The sequence below is a fragment of the Guptibacillus hwajinpoensis genome (assembly GCF_020524165.1).
Lineage (GTDB): Bacteria > Bacillota > Bacilli > Bacillales > Guptibacillaceae > Guptibacillus > Guptibacillus hwajinpoensis_D.
The window spans coordinates 223,597-242,097 of sequence record NZ_JAIVKU010000005.1 but is presented as its reverse complement, the minus strand read 5'-3'; the positions used below and the strand labels follow the sequence as shown (position 1 = coordinate 242,097).

19 protein-coding genes are annotated in these 18,501 nt (G+C 40.2%); 7 read left to right on the top strand and 12 right to left on the bottom strand.

Annotation, left to right across the window (positions count from 1 at the left end; genetic code table 11):
• The first annotated feature begins 195 nt into the window (after nucleotides 1-195).
• Both lepB and LC090_RS14220 read left to right on the top strand, forming a co-directional pair.
• Nucleotides 196-750, top strand: coding sequence for a signal peptidase I (lepB, locus tag LC090_RS14225; protein WP_226658691.1), 555 nt, complete (start codon nucleotides 196-198; stop codon nucleotides 748-750).
• Nucleotides 751-1,055: 305 nt separating this feature from the next.
• Nucleotides 1,056-1,844 (top strand): CAP domain-containing protein, encoded by a 789-nt coding sequence (locus LC090_RS14220; protein ID WP_226658690.1) that lies wholly within the window; start codon nucleotides 1,056-1,058, stop codon nucleotides 1,842-1,844.
• A 71-nt stretch (nucleotides 1,845-1,915) separates the two neighbouring features.
• Here LC090_RS14220 and LC090_RS14215 read toward each other — a convergent pair whose 3' ends face one another.
• From LC090_RS14215 to LC090_RS14200, 4 genes are all read right to left on the bottom strand, one after another.
• A complete protein-coding gene (locus LC090_RS14215) occupies nucleotides 1,916-2,587 on the bottom strand; it encodes a DNA alkylation repair protein (RefSeq protein WP_226658689.1) in 672 nt (223 codons plus the stop codon).
• 298 nt (nucleotides 2,588-2,885) lie between these two features.
• Nucleotides 2,886-3,731, bottom strand: coding sequence for an STAS domain-containing protein (locus LC090_RS22185; protein ID WP_226658688.1), 846 nt, complete (start codon nucleotides 3,729-3,731; stop codon nucleotides 2,886-2,888).
• Between the two features lie 172 nt (nucleotides 3,732-3,903).
• Entirely contained in the window at nucleotides 3,904-4,932 is a 1,029-nt protein-coding gene (locus LC090_RS14205; protein WP_226658687.1) for an SEC-C metal-binding domain-containing protein, read from the bottom strand.
• Between the two features lie 145 nt (nucleotides 4,933-5,077).
• A complete protein-coding gene (locus LC090_RS14200; protein WP_226658686.1) occupies nucleotides 5,078-6,739 on the bottom strand; it encodes a PAS domain-containing sensor histidine kinase in 1,662 nt (553 codons plus the stop codon).
• A 255-nt stretch (nucleotides 6,740-6,994) separates the two neighbouring features.
• On the opposite strand from LC090_RS14200, the gene LC090_RS14195 reads away from it, so the two are divergent.
• Nucleotides 6,995-8,029 carry an LCP family protein gene (locus LC090_RS14195; protein ID WP_305076852.1) on the top strand — a complete coding sequence of 345 codons (1,035 nt, stop codon included), beginning with the start codon at nucleotides 6,995-6,997 and terminating at the stop codon, nucleotides 8,027-8,029.
• 123 nt (nucleotides 8,030-8,152) lie between these two features.
• Nucleotides 8,153-9,001, top strand: a complete 849-nt coding sequence (locus LC090_RS14190; protein WP_226658685.1) for a YihY/virulence factor BrkB family protein — start codon at nucleotides 8,153-8,155, stop codon at nucleotides 8,999-9,001.
• Here the strand turns inward: LC090_RS14190 and LC090_RS14185 are convergent.
• From LC090_RS14185 to LC090_RS14165, 5 genes are all read right to left on the bottom strand, one after another.
• Nucleotides 8,998-9,795, bottom strand: a complete 798-nt coding sequence (locus LC090_RS14185; RefSeq protein ID WP_226658684.1) for a two-component system sensor histidine kinase NtrB — start codon at nucleotides 9,793-9,795, stop codon at nucleotides 8,998-9,000. The genes LC090_RS14190 and LC090_RS14185 overlap by 4 nt on opposite strands.
• Before the next feature lie 163 nt (nucleotides 9,796-9,958).
• On the bottom strand, nucleotides 9,959-10,165 hold the full coding sequence (locus tag LC090_RS14180) for a heavy-metal-associated domain-containing protein (RefSeq protein ID WP_226658683.1): 207 nt from the start codon (nucleotides 10,163-10,165) through the stop codon (nucleotides 9,959-9,961).
• 63 nt (nucleotides 10,166-10,228) lie between these two features.
• The gene (locus LC090_RS14175; protein WP_224879153.1) at nucleotides 10,229-10,348 is read right to left on the bottom strand and encodes a DUF6254 family protein; all 120 of its coding nucleotides are present in this window, start codon (nucleotides 10,346-10,348) and stop codon (nucleotides 10,229-10,231) included.
• Nucleotides 10,349-10,407: 59 nt separating this feature from the next.
• The gene (locus LC090_RS14170; RefSeq protein WP_226658682.1) at nucleotides 10,408-11,250 is read right to left on the bottom strand and encodes a polysaccharide deacetylase family protein; all 843 of its coding nucleotides are present in this window, start codon (nucleotides 11,248-11,250) and stop codon (nucleotides 10,408-10,410) included.
• Between the two features lie 100 nt (nucleotides 11,251-11,350).
• Nucleotides 11,351-12,625, bottom strand: a complete 1,275-nt coding sequence (locus tag LC090_RS14165) for an NCS2 family permease (protein WP_226658681.1) — start codon at nucleotides 12,623-12,625, stop codon at nucleotides 11,351-11,353.
• Between the two features lie 186 nt (nucleotides 12,626-12,811).
• On the opposite strand from LC090_RS14165, the gene LC090_RS14160 reads away from it, so the two are divergent.
• A complete protein-coding gene (locus LC090_RS14160) occupies nucleotides 12,812-14,086 on the top strand; it encodes a purine/pyrimidine permease (RefSeq protein ID WP_226658680.1) in 1,275 nt (424 codons plus the stop codon).
• An 83-nt stretch (nucleotides 14,087-14,169) separates the two neighbouring features.
• On the top strand, nucleotides 14,170-14,604 hold the full coding sequence (locus tag LC090_RS14155; protein ID WP_226658679.1) for a universal stress protein: 435 nt from the start codon (nucleotides 14,170-14,172) through the stop codon (nucleotides 14,602-14,604).
• A gap of 37 nt (nucleotides 14,605-14,641) precedes the next feature.
• Here LC090_RS14155 and rpiA read toward each other — a convergent pair whose 3' ends face one another.
• On the bottom strand, nucleotides 14,642-15,307 hold the full coding sequence (rpiA, locus tag LC090_RS14150) for a ribose-5-phosphate isomerase RpiA (protein WP_226658678.1): 666 nt from the start codon (nucleotides 15,305-15,307) through the stop codon (nucleotides 14,642-14,644).
• A gap of 347 nt (nucleotides 15,308-15,654) precedes the next feature.
• Between rpiA and gndA the strand changes: the two genes are divergently transcribed.
• Nucleotides 15,655-17,067, top strand: a complete 1,413-nt coding sequence (gndA, locus tag LC090_RS14145) for an NADP-dependent phosphogluconate dehydrogenase (protein ID WP_226658677.1) — start codon at nucleotides 15,655-15,657, stop codon at nucleotides 17,065-17,067.
• A 44-nt stretch (nucleotides 17,068-17,111) separates the two neighbouring features.
• Here the strand turns inward: gndA and LC090_RS14140 are convergent, their stop codons facing one another.
• Together LC090_RS14140 and LC090_RS14135 are read right to left on the bottom strand one after the other, a co-directional pair.
• Complete coding sequence (locus tag LC090_RS14140) at nucleotides 17,112-17,690, bottom strand: hypothetical protein (protein ID WP_226658676.1); 579 nt, start codon at nucleotides 17,688-17,690, stop codon at nucleotides 17,112-17,114.
• A gap of 83 nt (nucleotides 17,691-17,773) precedes the next feature.
• Nucleotides 17,774-18,397: a cyclase family protein gene (locus LC090_RS14135; RefSeq protein WP_226658675.1), complete on the bottom strand. Its 624-nt coding sequence runs from the start codon at nucleotides 18,395-18,397 to the stop codon at nucleotides 17,774-17,776.
• Between the last annotated feature and the right edge of the window lie 104 nt (nucleotides 18,398-18,501).

The window sequence follows — 18,501 nt, the reverse complement described above, 5'->3', positions numbered from 1 at the left end:
CTCGTTAAAAACCATTCCTTAAGCGTAGCTCGGTTTCCATCACAACCTGTTTAATTGGAAGAGGAGAAAGACTTCGTTGAAAGGTTCTCTTCATTATTTAGTGAAAAATAGTTCAATTTACAGTGGCATATGAATGGAATATTGTAGGAAAATTATGCTAGACTTATCATAGAAATTTCGTTTGTGGAGGGACATATGAAAAGTGATGGAGAATCAAACTGGTTAAAAGAGTGGGGGACGCCCCTTTTATTCGCTGTTATTCTGGCTTTTGTGGTGAAAATGTTCGTGATGGCACCTTACATTGTGGAAGGGGCTTCCATGGATCCGACCTTACATGACGGTGACCGTCTCCTTGTTAATAAATTTATTTCTTACGTTCAGGAAGAACCTGAGCGAGGAGACATCATTATTATTAAGGATGAGGATGCAGAAAAGCATTATGTTAAACGCGTGATTGGTTTACCAGGAGATATCGTTGAAATGAAACAAGATAAGCTCTATGTGAATGATACCGAGCTAAAGGAACCCTATCTTGAGGCTAATCGAGATGATGCGCAAAGCATGGGGATGAGGTTAACAGAAGATTTTGGACCTGTTGAAGTACCTAACGGTCAGCTGTTTGTTATGGGGGATAATCGGTTAAGAAGCATGGATAGTCGTAACGGTCTTGGAAAGATAGAGCTTAAAGAAGTTGTAGGAAAAGCCGAAGTGGTTTGGTATCCATTTAAAGATGTGAGATCTACAAAGTGAGTGAAGGGGAAGAGCAGCGTGCTCTTCCTCTTTTTGTTACGATTCTGAAATACTTGAAACAAAACGTTAATGGTTCGGTGTTACCTAATATGTGGAAATGTTACCATTCTGAAAATATTGAATGAGCTAGTGAAATAGTGCTAAATCCTTGATAAATAAGGCTCTATGAATGAGAAAAGTCCAATTAATGATAAATCATTCCTGGCATGGATTTCCGGTATAGGAAGTTATTATGGTCTTTTAGACTAGCAATCTTGTGATATTCTCATGGTGTAAGAAATTTCACCAATCAGGGAGGAATCACATTGAAAAAGTCAATTATCCTAGGTGTCACAGCGGCAACGGCCCTGCTGGCAGCAAATCCAACATCAAGTTCTGCAAGCACTCAGCCTGCAAACGTAGAAGTAAAGGCTCAAACATTCCAGGTCAACAATATGGATGAGTTACAATCCATTCTTGACCGTTTTGAAAAACAATATAATGTTTCAATCAATGATTCTATTAATCTAGATCAGCTTCTTCAACAAAAAGAAATGAAGAAGCAAGCACCGGAGGAACAAGCGCCTGCAGAGCAGAAAGCAGAAGCTCCTGAAAAGGCAGAAGCACCTGCAGAGCAGAAAGCAGAAGCTCCTCAAAAAGCAGAAGAGGCGGCTCCTTCACCACAACAATCAAAAGAGCAAGCAGATCCAACTAAAGAAACAAAAGCAGACACAGGACTTTCAGAATTCGAACAGCAAGTTGTAAACCTGACAAATGAAGAACGTGCAAAAGCTGGACTACCTGCTCTTGAAGTAGATACAGAACTTAGTAAAGTGGCACAGGCAAAGTCGGAAGATATGAGAGACAATAACTACTTTGCACACAATAGCCCAACTTACGGATCACCTTTTGATATGATGAATCAATTTGGCGTAGACTATCAATCTGCTGGCGAGAACATCGCAAAAGGCCAACAAACGCCTGAAGAAGTTGTCAATGCATGGATGAACAGTGAAGGTCACCGTAAAAATATTATGAACGGTAGCTTTACTCACATTGGTGTTGGGTATGTAGAAGAAGGCAACATCTGGACGCAACAATTTATTGGTAAATAGTCATGATAGGTAGAGCCCATCCTTAAAGGATGGGCTCATTTATTTGGTGAAAAGTTAGTCTGTTTTGAAAGTTATGATTCTATCTTCTTGAGAATCTTACTTGCTTCCCGCTTGCTAAGGGGTGCTAAAGGATGTTCCTCGATAAAATTCTTTACCGTAGTTGGCTCCGTTTTTGAGTACTCTCTAAGAGCCCAACCGATTGCTTTTTGGATGAAAAACTCTTTTGATTCAGAATGGAACAGAATGGACCGTTTCAAGAGCGGCCAGTCCGTCTTTTCCTTATAGGAGAGTTGAAAAAGAATCGCGCTGCGGTTTAACCACATATTTTCGCTAGTCATCCACTTCTCTGAAATCGAGTCAATTTGATCAGGGTGTTGTCTAAAATAGTTCCCTGCACTGTGTACCGCCAGGCTATCGACGGTGTCCCACCAGGATTTAGTAACAATCAGCTGTTCAATAAGATCAATTGAATCTTTAGGAAACTCTTTCACACGCCCGAGCAAATCAAGCGCCGCATTTTGGTATTCACGTTCTGGCAGTAACCATAGCTGTTGAACGACTAACTGAGTGGTTTTGAAAGCAGGAGCACGATCTTGTTCTAAAGCTATTTTTACAGCCTTTCTTCTTTCAGGGGTTTTAACTCCAAGAAAGGGGAATTGATTTCGCATGTATTTTTCCATCTTTTTTGCTTGTTCTTTGTTTTGAAATGGTTTCAGCTCTTCTTGTATTCTTTTTGAAAGCATGATCCCTCTCCTTTCTATATTAAGATCTCTTCGCTGAAGGATACCTTAACTCCTGCCGAGATAAAGAGACAGAATAGAAAAAGCAGCGGCGATTGCCGCTGCTTTTTCAAACTAAAATAAGGAGGTTTCCCGGGGGAGGGAAGGGATGCATTATTTTAAAATACGTTGGATTCCAGAAAGCTTTCCGGGTTGAGGAGAAAGCTTTTCTGGATTAAGTTCAGTATAGCAGGCTTCATTTGAAAAATGAGCATTATGGGATGTTTTTGATAAGAATGACAGAAATGTGAACGAAATAAAATTACGTTGTAGGATTTGAAAGAACCGCAAGATCTGTTAAAGCATTATGAAGACTCGATTTAATTGTTAACTTATGGAGATCAATTCCTAATTGTACAGCTGAAATTGAAATGGAAGGGCTAATTCCCGTAAGAGTTACTTGTACGCCCATGAGACTGAGTGCTTCTGTAATATCAAACAAATGTTTTGCCACCATTGTATCCATTGTGACAACCCCTGATAAGTCAATGATCATATGATTTAATTGCAATTTGCGCGTTTGTTCCAACGTTTTCTCCATGATGAGCGTTGCCCGATACGTATCAATATTCCCAACAAGCGGAAGAATAGCCAGGTTTTTAATAATTGGAATGATCGGGGTAGACAGTTCTTCCAGCGTCGAGTCATATTTCGTTTTAAGCTGTTGGTTACTTGTAATATAAGTGCTTCCATAACTATATACAAACTGATCTAGGAGAGGATCAATTTTTCCTGGTAACTTAATGACCTCGCGTGGCTTCATGTTAAGTTCTTCGACGATCGGTTCAATTGCCTCCCAAATCGCCTCGCGAATAAGTGGTACCGTAACGATAAGGGAGACGATCATTTCATTTTCATCTTGAACCAGTTCACCTGATTCTTCGCCAAATTCTTCAATGGCACCCATTGCATTTATTGTGTTTTGCTGTAAGCTTTTACCGATCAGCTTAATTAAATATGTTGTATTTGACAGGGATAATTTAGACTCATTTGAAAAATTAGCTTCATCAAGGTCATGGCGTTGTCTTTCATATGTACTTTGTGCAATCTCTGAAGCTTGTGCAAGAATGTAAGTCCCTACTTTTTGAGTGGATGTCTCAGTAGTCACTATATTTCCTCCCTTAAAGGTGGATCCATAAACGAATCGTGTTAACGGAATAGGTTGAACAGTTAACACGATGCGATAATAGAGCCTTTTTCTCAATATGTTCATCATACCATTAAAGTAAAAAGATGGTTGATTAAAACCATCTTTTTACTTGTTATTGTGACTGTTTGTTCTAATTCATCACTGGAATAAATCGTTCATGAAATGCTTTGTACTTGCTTGAAATACTAGAAGGTGATGTTCCGTACTTTTTAGCAAGAGCGCTTTGGCTGACTGAAGAATCAAAGACTTTAGAGGCGAGATACTCAAGAGAAGCGGCAAAAATAGCAGGTTTTCTAACAGATGGTTGTTCTTCCTGAGTGTACTTCTTCCAGAAATGAAGAATTTCTTGAACCTGCTCTTTTGAGAATGCATCACTAATATTCTCTGTAAAAAGAGTAGCAACTTCAGCATCTTCTTTTCTAGACCAAATCATGTCAATGGAGTCATCTGCTTCTTCTGCTCCATTACCATGCTTTACAATTTCGCTAAGGATTTCTGGGAAGTCGCTTTGCATCATGGAACGAACGTTGTTAGAAACGTTCTCTGTTGCCAATTTGTTTGCTACCAATTGCATGGCATCAGGGGCAATCTTAAGTAGCTCGATAAATGGCATTGCACCGTTTTTCACTGGGAGAAGAATGCCTGCTAAGCTTTCTCCTTTTGATAGAATGACTTCTTCATGTAAAAGAATGCTAATTGGTTGATTAGAGTTAAGCTCTTTCACAACTGCGGTGTTCCCTGATACTTCTTCAACCGTATAAATGGACATATAAGCATCACGCCACTCGTTAACCGTTTCTTTTACTTTCTCAGTGGAGAAGGTATGAGAATATAACTGAATATACTGTTTTACGATGGTCTTGTTCCATTGATTAACGGCTTGATGGAAAATCGCCCATGGGAAAATACCGTGCATGTAGGCTTCTTCAAGATTTTTGGGAATATCATAACGCTTAAATAAATCGTTTGCTAAAGAAACCATTTTTTGATCATGTTGGCTCATCGCATATTCAACAAGCTGAGCCTGGACAGTGTAAAGTTCCTGTGTGTATAACTGTTCTTCTAATTGATCCTGTGCACTTTCAGATGTCATACAGCATTTTTTATATTTTTTGCCGCTGCCGCAAGGACAGGGATCGTTTCGTTTCGTTTTTTGCAATGTTGCTTCCTCCTTCAGGTCAAACTTATTCAACAATAAGAGACGAATGATATTTTAGCATACAAAGGGATGGAAGCACAAAAAATAGATAAAAAGACCTATAATTGAGATTCGTATACTCCAAAGCACATACATACTAAGTAAGCTAAAATGATGACGTTGGGGAGCTGTTTTTTTGAAAATAGAGAGTGACAGTTGTTCCGGTTCCAACTTCGCTTTTAAAATCGATGCTTCCATTATGATTTTCAATAATTTTAAAACTAGATAAGAGCCCGAGACCGGTACCTTCTTCTTTCGTCGTATAGAACGGTTCGCCGAGCGTTTTCAACTTGTGTTCAGGAATGCCGACACCTTCATCCGTTATCGTTACCTCAATCAAATCTTCTGTTGTAAGGGTCCTTAAGCTAACGCTTCCCCCTTCTGGCATGGATTCAATCGCATTTTTGATTAAGTTAATAAACACTTGTTTGAGCTGATTTTCCTCCCCATACAAGGTGTCATCTTTCTCAGTAAAGTTTTGTGAAAAAGTAATATTGTATAAATTTGCCTGCGTGCTTAATAACTGTAGAACATAGGAAATTAGCTTATTTAAACTAAAAAAAGTAAAGTGAGATGCTTGTGGTTTAGCTAACACGAGTAAATCTTTAATGATTGCATCCATTCGATCAATTTCTGAAAGCATAATGGATAGGTACGGCGTTTTTTCTGCGAAGGGTTTATCGTCGTTTAGAAGCTGGATAAATCCTTTAACAGAAGTGAGTGGATTTCGTATTTCATGAGCGACGCTTGCCGCTAACTGGCCAACTGCCGATAGCTTTTCTGTTTTTAGCAGAGCTTCTTCGGTTTTCTTTTTATCTGTAATATCCATGAAAGCAGCCATGATGCCATCAATTTCCCCATTTTCATCTTGAATTGGGGCAGTCGAGAGGGCTGCGTAAACAATTGATCCATCTTTTCTCATGCGTTGTACTTCTTTATTGACAATATGACCATGTGCGATAATTTCAGGTATCGTAATATCTTTTTCACCTTGAGGTACAATAGGGCTTTTCTTACCAATGACTTCATGGCTTTTCCAACCAAATATTTTTTCGGCAGCCGGGTTCCATAAACGAATATTTGCATCTAGATCAAGAGCGAGAGTCGCAATAGGGGAGGCGCTAATGATGGCTTGAATGAGTTGCTTCGCTTCCCATAATCCTTTTACCGCTTGTTTTCGTTCGGTAATGTCTCGCGTTTGAATGATCGTCATCACTTTATGATCAAAACGAATAGGGATAAGAGTTGATTCTACATCCATGATGTCGTTATTCGAGCGTAATAATTGGTATTCAATCGTTTCTGGATATTCATTGTGATTAGTATGAATGTTGTGCAGTATTTCCTTGATTTTTCTTTGGTCATCTGGATTTACGACGAGAGAATCACGATGCTGATAGAGGTCATTAAGAGAATCAACACCTGCCATTTTTAAACCAGTTTGATTCGTATAAGTGATCTCTCCATCTCGTAACAAACAGATAGCATATGGAGAAGACTCAACGAGACGACGATAACGCTCTTCGCTTTCTAAGAGTTGCTTTTCCATTTGTTTGTTCTTTAGTAGAAGATGGTTTAATAGAAAATAAAGAAATAAACTTGTTAAAAGAATGAAAAACCAACCTTTATAAAGACCGATCTGTTTATTTGTTATAAAATCAAAAGAAAAGCGATAAAGAATGGTATCTGAAAGTAAAATCCACAGTGATCCAAATAGAAAATAGCTACCAATAATAATCCACGGAATTGATTTTGTTTTTATATGCAAGAGAGTTTGTCCTTTCTCTAGATCTTCATTTTGTATTTTACCGATCTCGTAGGTAAATGACAAAGTGCATGTAGATTGGAAAAATATTTAGGTAGAAAGTAATAAGAAAGAATGGTACATTTATAGCTAGGGTGAACGTAAATTGACGAATTTACCCATTTTTTGGTGAATGACTGACAGTCGATCATCATCAAGGTGATACGAATGATCTGTAAATAACGAATGTTGATTTATATTGAAGGAGATAAAATTTCTATGAATGAAGAACAAATGGAGCCTCGAAGTCGATATAAACCTAAGAAAAAACGACGTGGATTGCGAATCACGCTTTTGCTATTATTATTGATTATAGTCGGTATTGGTGGTTATGGAGGGTATCTTTATTATAAAGTATCTAGCGTTTCTGACCAATCATTAATGCAACCAAATCGAGGCGAACAGTCCGATCTTAGAAACAATGCAGTCGATATAGGGAAAGATCACTTTTCAGTGTTACTACTTGGAGTTGACGATGAAGAAAATACATCGAATGGACGCAGTGACTCAATGATGGTTGCAACGTTTAATCAAGATGATAAATCAATGAAGCTTCTCAGTATCCCACGTGACTCTTACGTTCAAATTCCTGGAAGAGGAATGGACAAAATTACTCATGCTCATGCGTTTGGCGGCATTGATTTAACGATTGATACAGTGGAAGGCTTGCTCGGGATTCCGATTGATGAAGTAGTCCGAGTAAACTTTGATGCGTTTAAAACAGTTATTGATGAGCTTGGCGGAATTGATGTTACCATTGAATCCCAACTTATTGCTGATCAACTATACAAAGAATCGAAAGGTAAAATTGATTTAGAGGTTGGCGAGCAAACGCTAAATGGTAAAGAAGCACTTGCGTTTGCAAGAACACGTAAAGCGGATTCTGACTTGAAACGTGGACAGCGCCAGATGGAAGTGATTACAGCTGCGATCGATAAGGTAAGCTCTCTTTCCTCTATACCAAAATACGGTGATCTTGTAGATCGTATCGGAGAGAACTTAACAATGAGTTTTACGTTTAATGAAGCTCTTGGACTCTATCCGTTTATTTCTAAGATTGATTCAATCGAAAAACTTCAGCTAACAGGAACCGACTTTCAACCAGCTGGAACTTATTACTTTAAGCTTGATGATCAGTCATTAGCTTCTGCTAAAACAGAGCTTCGATCTCATCTTAATCTTGAAGATCAAATGGATGATCCAAATGGAAATATGAACGCTTTAGATGAAGAGCAGGGTGAAACAACACCTTAAACTGAGAGAGATTAATCTAAAAAAGAGCAGACACCGCGTCTGCTCTTTTTTTGTACGGTAGTATGATTACACCGGAACAATATGGGGAAAGGGATTGAAGAATGTTAGAAAGGGGTTAACGAAATGGCGGGATTAACGTTTGTCAAAAAACTTGGGAAAGAAATAGGTGAGGATCGCGTTACGAGTCTTGCAGCTGAATTGGCCTATTATTTTATGTTATCGATCTTTCCATTACTTATACTTATCCTCTCAATCCTTCCTTACCTGTCCATTGACAAACAGGAAGCGGTGAGTTTTCTAACGAAATATGCTCCCGGAGAGACAGGGAGCATCCTTCAGGATAATGTTCTCTCCATTATTAGTGAGCCTCAGGGCGGGTTGTTAACGTTAGGAATACTCGGTACAATCTGGTCAGCTTCAAACGGCATGATGGCATTAATGAGAGCATTAAATCTTGCGTATGATGTAGAAGAAACGAGATCGTTTATTAAAGCGCGACTTCTCTCCATCGTTCTCACGATTGGACTCGTACTTGTCTTTATTGTCACGCTAGTATTACCTGTTTTTGGAGACGTGATCATTGATGCCATAACATCGGCTCTGAACCTGCCGAGCTCGACGGAATTTCTTTTTCGTATTCTTCGCTGGGTCATTGCTGTTGCGATTATGGCATGCATCCTGGCTGCGCTATATCGCTTTGCACCAAATAAACATTTTCCTTTTAAGGAAGTCATTATCGGAGCACTCATAGCAACGGTAGGCTGGCAGGTAATATCCCTTGCGTTTGCTTTCTACGTAAGCAATTTCGGTAATTACTCTGCTACTTATGGCAGTCTAGGGGGCGTCATTATTCTGATGCTATGGTTTTATTTAACCGGTATTATTCTGCTCGTTGGCGGAGAGGTGAATGCGCTTCTTCATAAAACTAAGCGAAATGCAAAGGTAAGTGAACAGGATCAAATTGGTTTTTAGCTCGAGTGAAGCAAAGGCAGTTGAATAGAGATCGTTGTTCCTAACGAAGGAGAACTTTTCACTTTCACCGTGCCATTATGATTTTGAATAATTTGTTTGGTAAGGAATAGGCCGAGTCCTGTTCCTTTTTCTTTTGTAGTATAAAAAGGATTAAAAACGCTAGCTTGTGTAGAAGAGTCCATTCCATTCCCATTGTCTCGTATGTTGATTGTAACAAAATGAAATTGCTGACGAACTGATAGTGAAATGTGTCCATTTTTTCGGTTCGTCATACGGATAGCTTCAATACTATTTTTCATTACATTTAAAAAAACCTGCTTTAGCTGTCCTGGATTGATCATAACCTCAATCGGCAGCTTAAACTTCTGGAGATTGGCGGTTAGTTCGCATTTACTTAACTTCGCTTCGCTCTGGAAAAGTAGAAGAATATCTTCAAGAAATGGGATGAGGTCAATACGTTCTGTTGTATGTTTTGTTGGTCGAGCGAGCTGAAGAAACTCCTCCACTAGATTGGTTGTTCGTTGAACTTCTGCTAATAATAAATCAGCAATATCACTTTTCTGTAGCTTATCAAGGTCAGGTTTTATTAGTTGAATAAAACCTTTCATAATCGTAAGAGGATTTTTAATCTCATGGGCCACACCTGCTACAAGTGTACGCACGTTGCTTAATGATTGATTTTCATAAGCCAACGATTCCAATTGGTGGATCAAGTGGTTGTGTTCTACCGTTGGCGGATCGTGGAGAGGAACCAGAGGGTGAAGTTCATTCGTATTTGCGTTAGGCTGCTCCAAGTCTGTTACCCCTTTCGTTAACTATTCCTTAACGGATAGTTATAGGTTAACACCCACCCATTGCGAAAATTGAAAATTTGTCGGAAATAATTGGACTTTTTTTGAAAAACGCTGTTTCATTTTGACATAAAAAAGAGCCTGCACAGAGCAGGATCTTTTTGCGTTAAGCAGGTTGATAACCTGCTTCTTCAATTGTTTGCATAATCATCGATTGGTCAACGGCTTCTTCATCAAATAAAATGGTGACTGTTTCTTCTTTAAGGTCGGCTAACGCCCGTTCAACGCCGTTTAGAGAGAGAAGGGAGGATTCGATTTTCTGAATACAGTTTTCGCCCTTCATTCCTGCGACAGATACCGTGAATTCATTCATAAAGTTAAACTCCTTTCATTTTCTAGCAATCATTACCCGAATTAAGAGGAGTTTAATCGGTGTTTATGGTTTATTCGGTGTTTCGTTGGAAAGTTGTTCTAGCGACTTGATCTTACCGTGTGGATTTTGCGCTTCTTTCCGTTTGCGGAATTGTCTTTCACGTTGTCCTTTCGATTGACTCATGTAGGTTCACCCCTTCTTTTAGTGTTCACTAATAAGATGGCCAGGAGAACCATTTGTAATCACTGCAAATGTTGGGAGTGAAGTTGAACAAAAGTGTACCCCTTTTTCTGTAAATCCGGTATCGCTCTTTTTACTCCTTCTGCCGTCCCGCTAGTCGGTTGATTCATATGAAGAAGGGCAATGTCGCCTGGTTGTGCTTGCAACAGAGCAGCGTTTACCTGTTGGGCGGTATACGTTGCGCCGGCATCTCCAAGGATTGTGTAATTCACAATTTGAACACCAAGATCTTGAGCGATTTGAACGGCAACGTCATCATAATAAGCTGTTCCTGAACGGAAAAGTGTCGGTGTCTCACCAGTTAGTTTTTCAATTTTCTTTTGATTTTCTTTCATCTCTTCAATCACTTCTTTAACCGATGCTGTCCCTGAAATGCCCCAGGCTGACTCCCCGTTCACAGAAAGAGGCTTGTGATGCGTGCCGTGATTTTCAATTTGAAAAAGCGGGTCACGAGCAAGTTCTTGGAATAGGGCGGTGTTTTGATCAATCCATCTGCTGTTAATAAAAAGGGTGGAAGGTAGCTTGTTTTCTTTTAAAAATGCGATCAATTCCTCATCAACACCATTTCCATGAGATCCACCACAAGCATCGAATGTTAAGGCGATTTCTTTTTTTGATGAACGAAAATGAGTGTAAACACCTGCTACATTTTCACCAAATTCAGTTGGCGTTTGGTTTTCGTATTTTGCAATTAGCTGTTCCTTGGCATTTTCAACAAGAAAAGAAGGGACAGGTCTTCTCGCATTCGTTTCATCAAGAAAAGAGAGGTTACCTGCTTGTTGCACCTGACATCCCATTAGAACGAAGAATATAAGTATACAACCAGTTTGTTTTACAGTTGTCATGTTTATCACCAGAACTTAGCATATCATAGAAAAGATAGGATGAAATGGAAAAAACCTCCTTGAATGAAGATCAAGGAGGTTCGCAGATCTTTCTTACCCTCTAGATGGTGTGTAAGAAAAAGTTTATAAAAAACAGACTTGCGATAATATACATCGGAACAGGAACTTCTTTTCCTTTCCCTAAAGCGATTTTTAGAAATGGGTATGCAATAAAGCCAAATGCTATGCCGTCCACAATGCTATAGGTGAGCGGGATCATGACGATAATTAAAAAGGCAGGAAATCCTTCAGAAAAATCCTGGAGAGAAATGTTTTGAATCGATGTAATCATTAGACCGCCAATAATAATCAATACTGGTGCAATCGCCGAGTCCGGTATGATTTTGAAAATAGGGATAAAGAATAGCGATGTTAAGAACAATAACCCTGTTGTAATGGCTGTAAGTCCTGTTCGGCCACCAGCCGAAATTCCTGAGGCACTTTCGACAGTCGAAACGGTTGGACTCGTACCGAAAAGACCAGACGATATAGCTGAAATCGCGTTTGCTTGATAAGACTTCGTAAATTTGCGCTGATCTGGTAGTAGCCCGGTTAACAAACCCATATTCTCAAAGACAAGGATCATCGCCATCGAGAACGTTGCGATCCAGAATGGTAACATCAATATGTCATCGAAAGACATGGCAGCAAATACCGATCCGTAGGATGAGAATGAAAAGCTATTTTGTTGACCTGTCTCAATTAGTCCGAGCGACCAGGCGAGTGCAGTCCCAGCTAACATGCTGATAAGGAAGTGGCCTTTCACATTTCGAATGAAAAGAATGGCAGCTAATCCTAGCGTAACGAGAGTTGCAACCACATGAGCGGAGCCAAGGTTTCCAAGTGCTACAAATGTGGAATCGCTGGAAACGACGATACCGCCTTTCTGTAGACCGATGAATGTTAGGAATAAACCAATTCCGACGGTAATCGCTTCTTTTAATGAACGCGGGATTGCTTTTGAAAGAACACCGGAGAGCGGTGTAAAAGCTGTTATCGCAAATAATATCCCTGCAACAAAGACGGAAGCGAGAGCCACCTCCCAGCTTAATCCCATTGATTCAACCATTGTATAAGTAAAGAACGCATTGACACCCATCCCCGGAACGAGGATAATCGGTGCATTTGCGTAAAATCCAATTAACAGGCAGCCGACCACTGACGTCAGGACTGTTGCAATCATTCCTGCTTCGAAAGGAATTCCTGCATCAGCAAGGATTGACGCGTTAACCGCTGCAATATAAACTATCGTAAAAAATGATGTAATGCCGGCAAGAATTTCTTTCTTCAGTGAAGTATCGTGAGCCTGAAAATCAAAATTAATTTTCGTTTTCACTTTATTCCCTTCTTACTTGTGTTTCCCTCTCCCACCCGTGTATTTGAAAAATCAAATCACCAATAAAACAGTATATCAGAGCAAGGGAGGTTTTTATAGTGGAAAAATACGTAATGACCTCCTTGTTTCGCTTTGATAAGATGAAGGTGTGTACATAATTCGTTTTGATGAAAGAAGGCTTTTACAATGCGTAATACGTTATCTGCCCTTCAATGGGCCATCTTTATGATTGCTGGATCGATCGTGGCGCCAGTTGCGATTGCCAGCTTGTTCCATCTAGATCCTGCGATGGCAGCAGGGTTTGTTCAGAGAACAATGTTTGTGCTGGGGGTTGCAGGAATCTTACAGGCAACGATCGGTCACCGATTACCGATTAATGAAGGGCCGGCTGGATTATGGTGGGGGGTCTTTGTTCTTTATGCCGGGTTAAGCTCGACACTATTTGGATCTGAAATAGAGACACTTCAAGCGCTCGAACTTGCGATGATTGCAAGCGGGATCGTCTTTATCTTACTTAGCGCATTCGGTTTAGTGGAGAAGCTATCACGTCTTTTTACCCCGGTTGTCACAGGAATTTATCTTCTTCTTCTTGTCGCTCAGTTAAGTGGATCATTTCTTAACGGCATGATGGGAGTCGGCTATCTAAAAGAGGGGATTGACCTTCGTATTGCAGGACTATCTCTTCTGCTTGTATTTGTTTCCATATGGTTTTCGAGATCGATGCCTGCAATGGTTCAGCAGTATAGTATCCTCATTATCCTAATTTTCGGTTGGATTTTATTCGCTGTTCTTGGATTAGCGAAGCCAGTCGTTCTTCCAGACGGAGGATTGATACAATTGCCAGAGGTATTCGCGTTTGGGTATCCAGCCTGGGATTCTGGCATGATTATAACGGCGTTGCTTGTGACGCTTCTTCTTCTTACAAATATGATCGCAAGCATTCGCGTTGTCGAAGAAGTATTAAATAAGCTATCAAATAGAAAGCCTATGGGGCGATACAGACAGGCAGGATTCATTTCTGGGATCAATCAATTACTAGGAGGCGTCTTTTCAGCGGTGGGGAGTGTTCCGATCTCTGGTGCTGCAGGTTTTATTTTAACGACAGGACTTAAACGAAAGCTTCCGTTTATTCTAGGAAGTGGATTCATCATCGTCATTAGCTTATTCCCAGTGTTAATGGCATTTTTTGCAGCGTTACCTGAACCTGTTGGCTATGCTGTTATTTTTATCGTTTTTGTAAACATGGTCGGAATTGCCTTTAACGAGTTTAGAAAAGATGAATCTGAGGGAAAACCATTTATAATAGGCATTTCCTTTATGGTTGGGATCGGCACGATGTTTATCCCTCCGGAAGCTTTTCAGCAAGCCCCGCCAATTGCCGCTTCGATTTTAAATAACGGTCTTATACTTGGTTCGATTACAGCGATTCTGACAGAACAAATCCTTTACAAAAAGCATTGAAACGCCTTTTCGTGATGAAAGTCACAGGACTTGGTTCAATATCGTGCTAGTATGAAAGCAGATCAAGGGAGGAGAATGTAGAGATGAAAAAATATAATAAAATCCTTGTCGCGTTTGATGGATCTGACTTAAGTGTAAAGGCATTAAACGAAGCGATTGCCATGGCTAAAGAAAATGAAGCCATTGAAATTGATGTTGTTACCGCTTTAAACCCAACAGCACAGATTAGCTCAGCTGTTGTTTACGCCAGTATTTTGAATGAACTTAGAAAAGAAGCCGTTGATATGCTAAAAGGCATCAGTGAAAAACTCGACGTTCAGCTACCGAATCATAAAGTGAAAACAATGGTACTTGAAGGGAACCCTGGAAACGAAATTGTAAAATACGCGGATGAACATAATCGTGATCTCATTATTATGGGAAGCAGAGGACTAAATGGCTTACGTGAATGGTTTCTTGGAAGCGTTAGTCATGCTGTACTTCAAAGGTCGCATTGCCCAGTTCTAATCGTGAAATAATGAAGGTGCGCCCGGCTTTTATGGCCGGGCGCTATTTCTATTTTTCAACATATGTAATCGTATTTTCTTGTCCAATAATCGCTTTTGCCGCATAGCCAATAAACAGCCCGTTCTCCACAACTCCCGGAAGTTGATTTAAGCGATCATGGAGTGTGGATGGATAGTCAATTTCACTAAACGAACAATCTACAATATAATTGCCATTGTCTGTTAGAAAAAGTACGTCATTCTCTTTACGAAGTGATACGTCACAACCCAGTTTTTTTATCGCATTCACTGTTTTTGCATAACCAAAAGGAGTAATTTCCACGGGTAGAGGAAAAGTTCCTAGCTTGTTGACATATTTACTGGAATCAGCAACGACAATCATATGTGTTGAATGATAAGCAATAATTTTTTCCCGAAGTAAGGCGCCACCTCCTCCTTTAATAAGAGTTAGATCCTCTGTCAGCTCATCTGCCCCATCAATCGTAAGGTCAATGGAAGAAACGTCTTCTAGTGATGCGAGTGGAATGCCATGTTCTTGAGCGAGCTTTTCTGTGTTTTTAGAAGTGGCAACACCTGTAATTTTCATCCCTTCTTTCACCATCCTGGCAATTTCAAGAATTGTCCAATAGACCGTACTCCCAGTTCCAAGTCCAACCGTCATACCATCTTGAACATAGGATGCTGCTTTTTGGCCAGCTAGTTGTTTTTCGTTCATGGTACCTTCACTCCTTTACTTTCTTTATTATCTTATTAAGTATAATCGTTATAAGGCGTGTTTCCCAATGATGACTATTGAAAGCGCCTTCTTTGTTGTAAAGGTGGGATATTGAATGAACTTGACTTGAAAGAACATTGACAAAAACGAGTGATTAACGGCTTTTTCTTAGTTGCTAATCTTTGCACGGTTTCGCGGAAAGACGTATAATGCATACTGTCAGGCTGTTCGCGTGACTAGCTTAATGGCAGGTGCACATACTAGAGAAAGCGTATGAGTATCTTGAAATCATTAAGTTCGCGTCAGTGGGTTCACGAAAATTAGGAAAAAGAGCTGGAGGGAATAAGATGTCAAAACAACAAATTGGTGTAATTGGATTAGCCGTCATGGGGAAGAACCTCGCGATGAACATCGAAAGTCGCGGCTATTCCGTTTCCGTGTATAACCGCTCGGAAGAAAAAACAAAAGAAATGATGTCTGAAGTTGAAGGGCGAAACTTTCAGGATACATACAGCATTGAAGAGTTCGTTCAATCACTTGAAACACCTAGAAAAATTTTGCTAATGGTCAAAGCAGGTATGCCTACAGATGCAACGATTGATCAGCTGCTTCCACATCTTGATAAAGATGATATTATCATTGACGGCGGGAATGCGTTCTTTAAAGATACGCAAAAGCGTAGTGAAGACTTGAAAGAAAAAGGCATTCGCTTTATTGGTACAGGCGTATCTGGCGGTGAAGAAGGTGCATTGAACGGTCCTTCGATCATGCCTGGTGGCCAACCGGATGCATTTAGTGAAGTTGAAGATATCTTTAAAGCAATTGCTGCAAACGTTGATGGCGATCCTTGTACAACTTACATCGGTCCAGACGGCGCTGGTCACTATGTGAAAATGGTGCATAACGGCATTGAATACGGCGATATGCAATTAATTGGCGAAGCGTACTACATGATGAAGAACGTGCTGGGTCTTTCGACTGATGAGCTTCACGAAGTCTTTAAAGAATGGAATAAAGGTGAGCTTGATAGCTACCTAATCGAAATCACAGCAGATATCTTTACGAAGAAAGATCCTGAAACAGGAAAAGCTCTTGTTGATGTGATTCTTGATACAGCTGGGCAAAAAGGTACTGGTAAATGGACAAGTCAAAGTGCACTTGATCTTGGTGTACCCCTTTCCATCATTACCGAATCCGTTTTCTCACGCTTCATTTCTGCAATGAAAGAAGAGCGCGTGAAAGCAAGCAAGCTTCTTTCTGGACCAAACGTACCAGCGTTTGATGGTAATAAAGAAGAGCTAATTGAAAAGATTCGTAAAGCCCTTTATATGAGTAAGATTTGTTCGTACGCACAAGGATTTGCTCAAATGCGCTACGCTTCTGATGAGTATGACTGGGATCTGGACTACGGCTCAATCGCGATGATCTTCCGCGGTGGTTGCATTATCCGTGCTGGCTTCCTGCAAAATATTAAAGAAGCATACGACCGTGAGCCTAGCTTAACAAACCTTCTTCTCGATCCTTACTTCAAAGAGATCGTTGAATCTTACCAAAGCGCTGCTCGTGATATCGTATCACTTGCTGTACAGCGCGGAATTCCAGTTCCTGGCCTTGCAAGTGCGATTGCTTATTATGATAGCTACCGTAGCGAAACATTGCCAGCAAACCTTCTTCAAGCGCAGAGAGACTACTTCGGTGCTCATACGTACCAACGTATTGACCGCGAAGGCGTGTTTCACACAGAATGGCTTGAAGACTAAGAGCTAAACAAAACCGCTAATCACTTCCTTTAATTGGGGAGGGATTAGCGGTTTTTTACTTTATACACAATTTTTCTGCAGGTTAGAATGGACTGCAAAAGAACACCAATCATGATAAGGACAAAACTAGCATAAATGCATGCCCATTTGATGGAGGTGAAGAACGGTGCAGCCCAGGAGATGACTGGGACTTTACTAGGATAAAAGACCATTACAGCGGATGTTGATAGATTCTCTAAGTAATCAAATAAAACACCGAAAGAGGGGAGTAAGTTTAAGAGTAGCGATTTTTCACTAATAATAGATCGATAGAGAACAGTAATGGAAGTGGTTAAAAAGAACCAGTATACGAGTGGCCAGATGACATCAAAACTAAAGCGCTCTTTAATATAATAACTTCTTCCACTTTCACCATATTGCTCTGCAATGCGATAGAGCGTTTCTGGGGTATAGAAGAAAGAGCCATCCGGAGAATCCCTCGTTTGAGTGACTTCATAAGATCTGTCTGATACTTCGGGAAGAATAAATACGAGAAAGAGGGCGAAAATGACCACGGAGAGAAACCAAATACTTGGAGTTAATCGAGAACTTAACTTTCTTGAAAGATCAGGTAGGAACTTCATGACAACCTCCATATTTTTGGTGTGGGTATAACAGTTATAAAATATAGTAAGAAAGCCAGGGACTGCCCCTGGCTTGTAAAATCTTATGCCTCTTTTAATCCTTCAAACAATAAAACGCGTGCAGGTGATGCATCTGTTCCTTGTAGTTTAAGAGGAGCGGCTACCATAAAGTATTCTCCCGCTTCGATATCCTTCAGGCGTAAGCCCTCCATGATAATGACATCCTTCTCGAATAACGAGCGGTGTGTTGGATGTTCTGGCTGGCTGCGCTCAATGCCAAGACCATCTACGCCGACACCACGGATGTTTCGTTCAGCGAGGTATCGTGCCGCATCTTCACCGACGAACACGAAGTCGAAATTAAATTCTTCCTCGAAAGAGTTTTGGGATTTAAAAAGGATGAAGTCGCCTTCTTGAATGTCTTCCGCGGCAATATCTTTATCAGAGATTGCACCTTTAACATTCGTTACATCAATGACTTTCGCTTTGCCTACTAAATCTTCCTGGTTGATCGACTCAAATGTTGCGCCATCGTTCATCATATGAAGAGGGGCATCAACGTGAGTACCAGTATGTACATCGAGAGATAGACGAGACTCCGTTACGTGTCCGTTCGTTGTTGTGTTGATTTCAGGCTGCTTTTCTTCTTTGTTTTTATAAACCGCCATACCATTAAAGATAGGTGCACTAACGTCGTACATTTTCATAAATGAGCACTTCCTTTCAAGTAGTAGTGTATATGATAAAGAAAGATACGTGAAGCACGTATCTTTCTTTTGTCATTTTTAATTGCAATAAACGCTCGTCTTCA

What these genes read in the sequence shown, in the direction of transcription:
- lepB (WP_226658691.1), top strand. Translation starts at nt 196, where the DNA reads ATGAAAAGTGATGGAGAATCAAACTGGTTAAAAGAGTGGGGGACGCCC.
- LC090_RS14215 (WP_226658689.1), bottom strand. Translation starts at nt 2,587, where the DNA reads ATGCTTTCAAAAAGAATACAAGAAGAGCTGAAACCATTTCAAAACAAA.
- LC090_RS14195 (WP_305076852.1), top strand. Translation starts at nt 6,995, where the DNA reads ATGAATGAAGAACAAATGGAGCCTCGAAGTCGATATAAACCTAAGAAA.
- LC090_RS14190 (WP_226658685.1), top strand. Translation starts at nt 8,153, where the DNA reads ATGGCGGGATTAACGTTTGTCAAAAAACTTGGGAAAGAAATAGGTGAG.
- LC090_RS14180 (WP_226658683.1), bottom strand. Translation starts at nt 10,165, where the DNA reads ATGAATGAATTCACGGTATCTGTCGCAGGAATGAAGGGCGAAAACTGT.
- LC090_RS14175 (WP_224879153.1), bottom strand. Translation starts at nt 10,348, where the DNA reads ATGAGTCAATCGAAAGGACAACGTGAAAGACAATTCCGCAAACGGAAA.
- LC090_RS14170 (WP_226658682.1), bottom strand. Translation starts at nt 11,250, where the DNA reads ATGACAACTGTAAAACAAACTGGTTGTATACTTATATTCTTCGTTCTA.
- LC090_RS14160 (WP_226658680.1), top strand. Translation starts at nt 12,812, where the DNA reads ATGCGTAATACGTTATCTGCCCTTCAATGGGCCATCTTTATGATTGCT.
- LC090_RS14155 (WP_226658679.1), top strand. Translation starts at nt 14,170, where the DNA reads ATGAAAAAATATAATAAAATCCTTGTCGCGTTTGATGGATCTGACTTA.
- rpiA (WP_226658678.1), bottom strand. Translation starts at nt 15,307, where the DNA reads ATGAACGAAAAACAACTAGCTGGCCAAAAAGCAGCATCCTATGTTCAA.
- gndA (WP_226658677.1), top strand. Translation starts at nt 15,655, where the DNA reads ATGTCAAAACAACAAATTGGTGTAATTGGATTAGCCGTCATGGGGAAG.
- LC090_RS14140 (WP_226658676.1), bottom strand. Translation starts at nt 17,690, where the DNA reads ATGAAGTTCCTACCTGATCTTTCAAGAAAGTTAAGTTCTCGATTAACT.
- LC090_RS14135 (WP_226658675.1), bottom strand. Translation starts at nt 18,397, where the DNA reads ATGAAAATGTACGACGTTAGTGCACCTATCTTTAATGGTATGGCGGTT.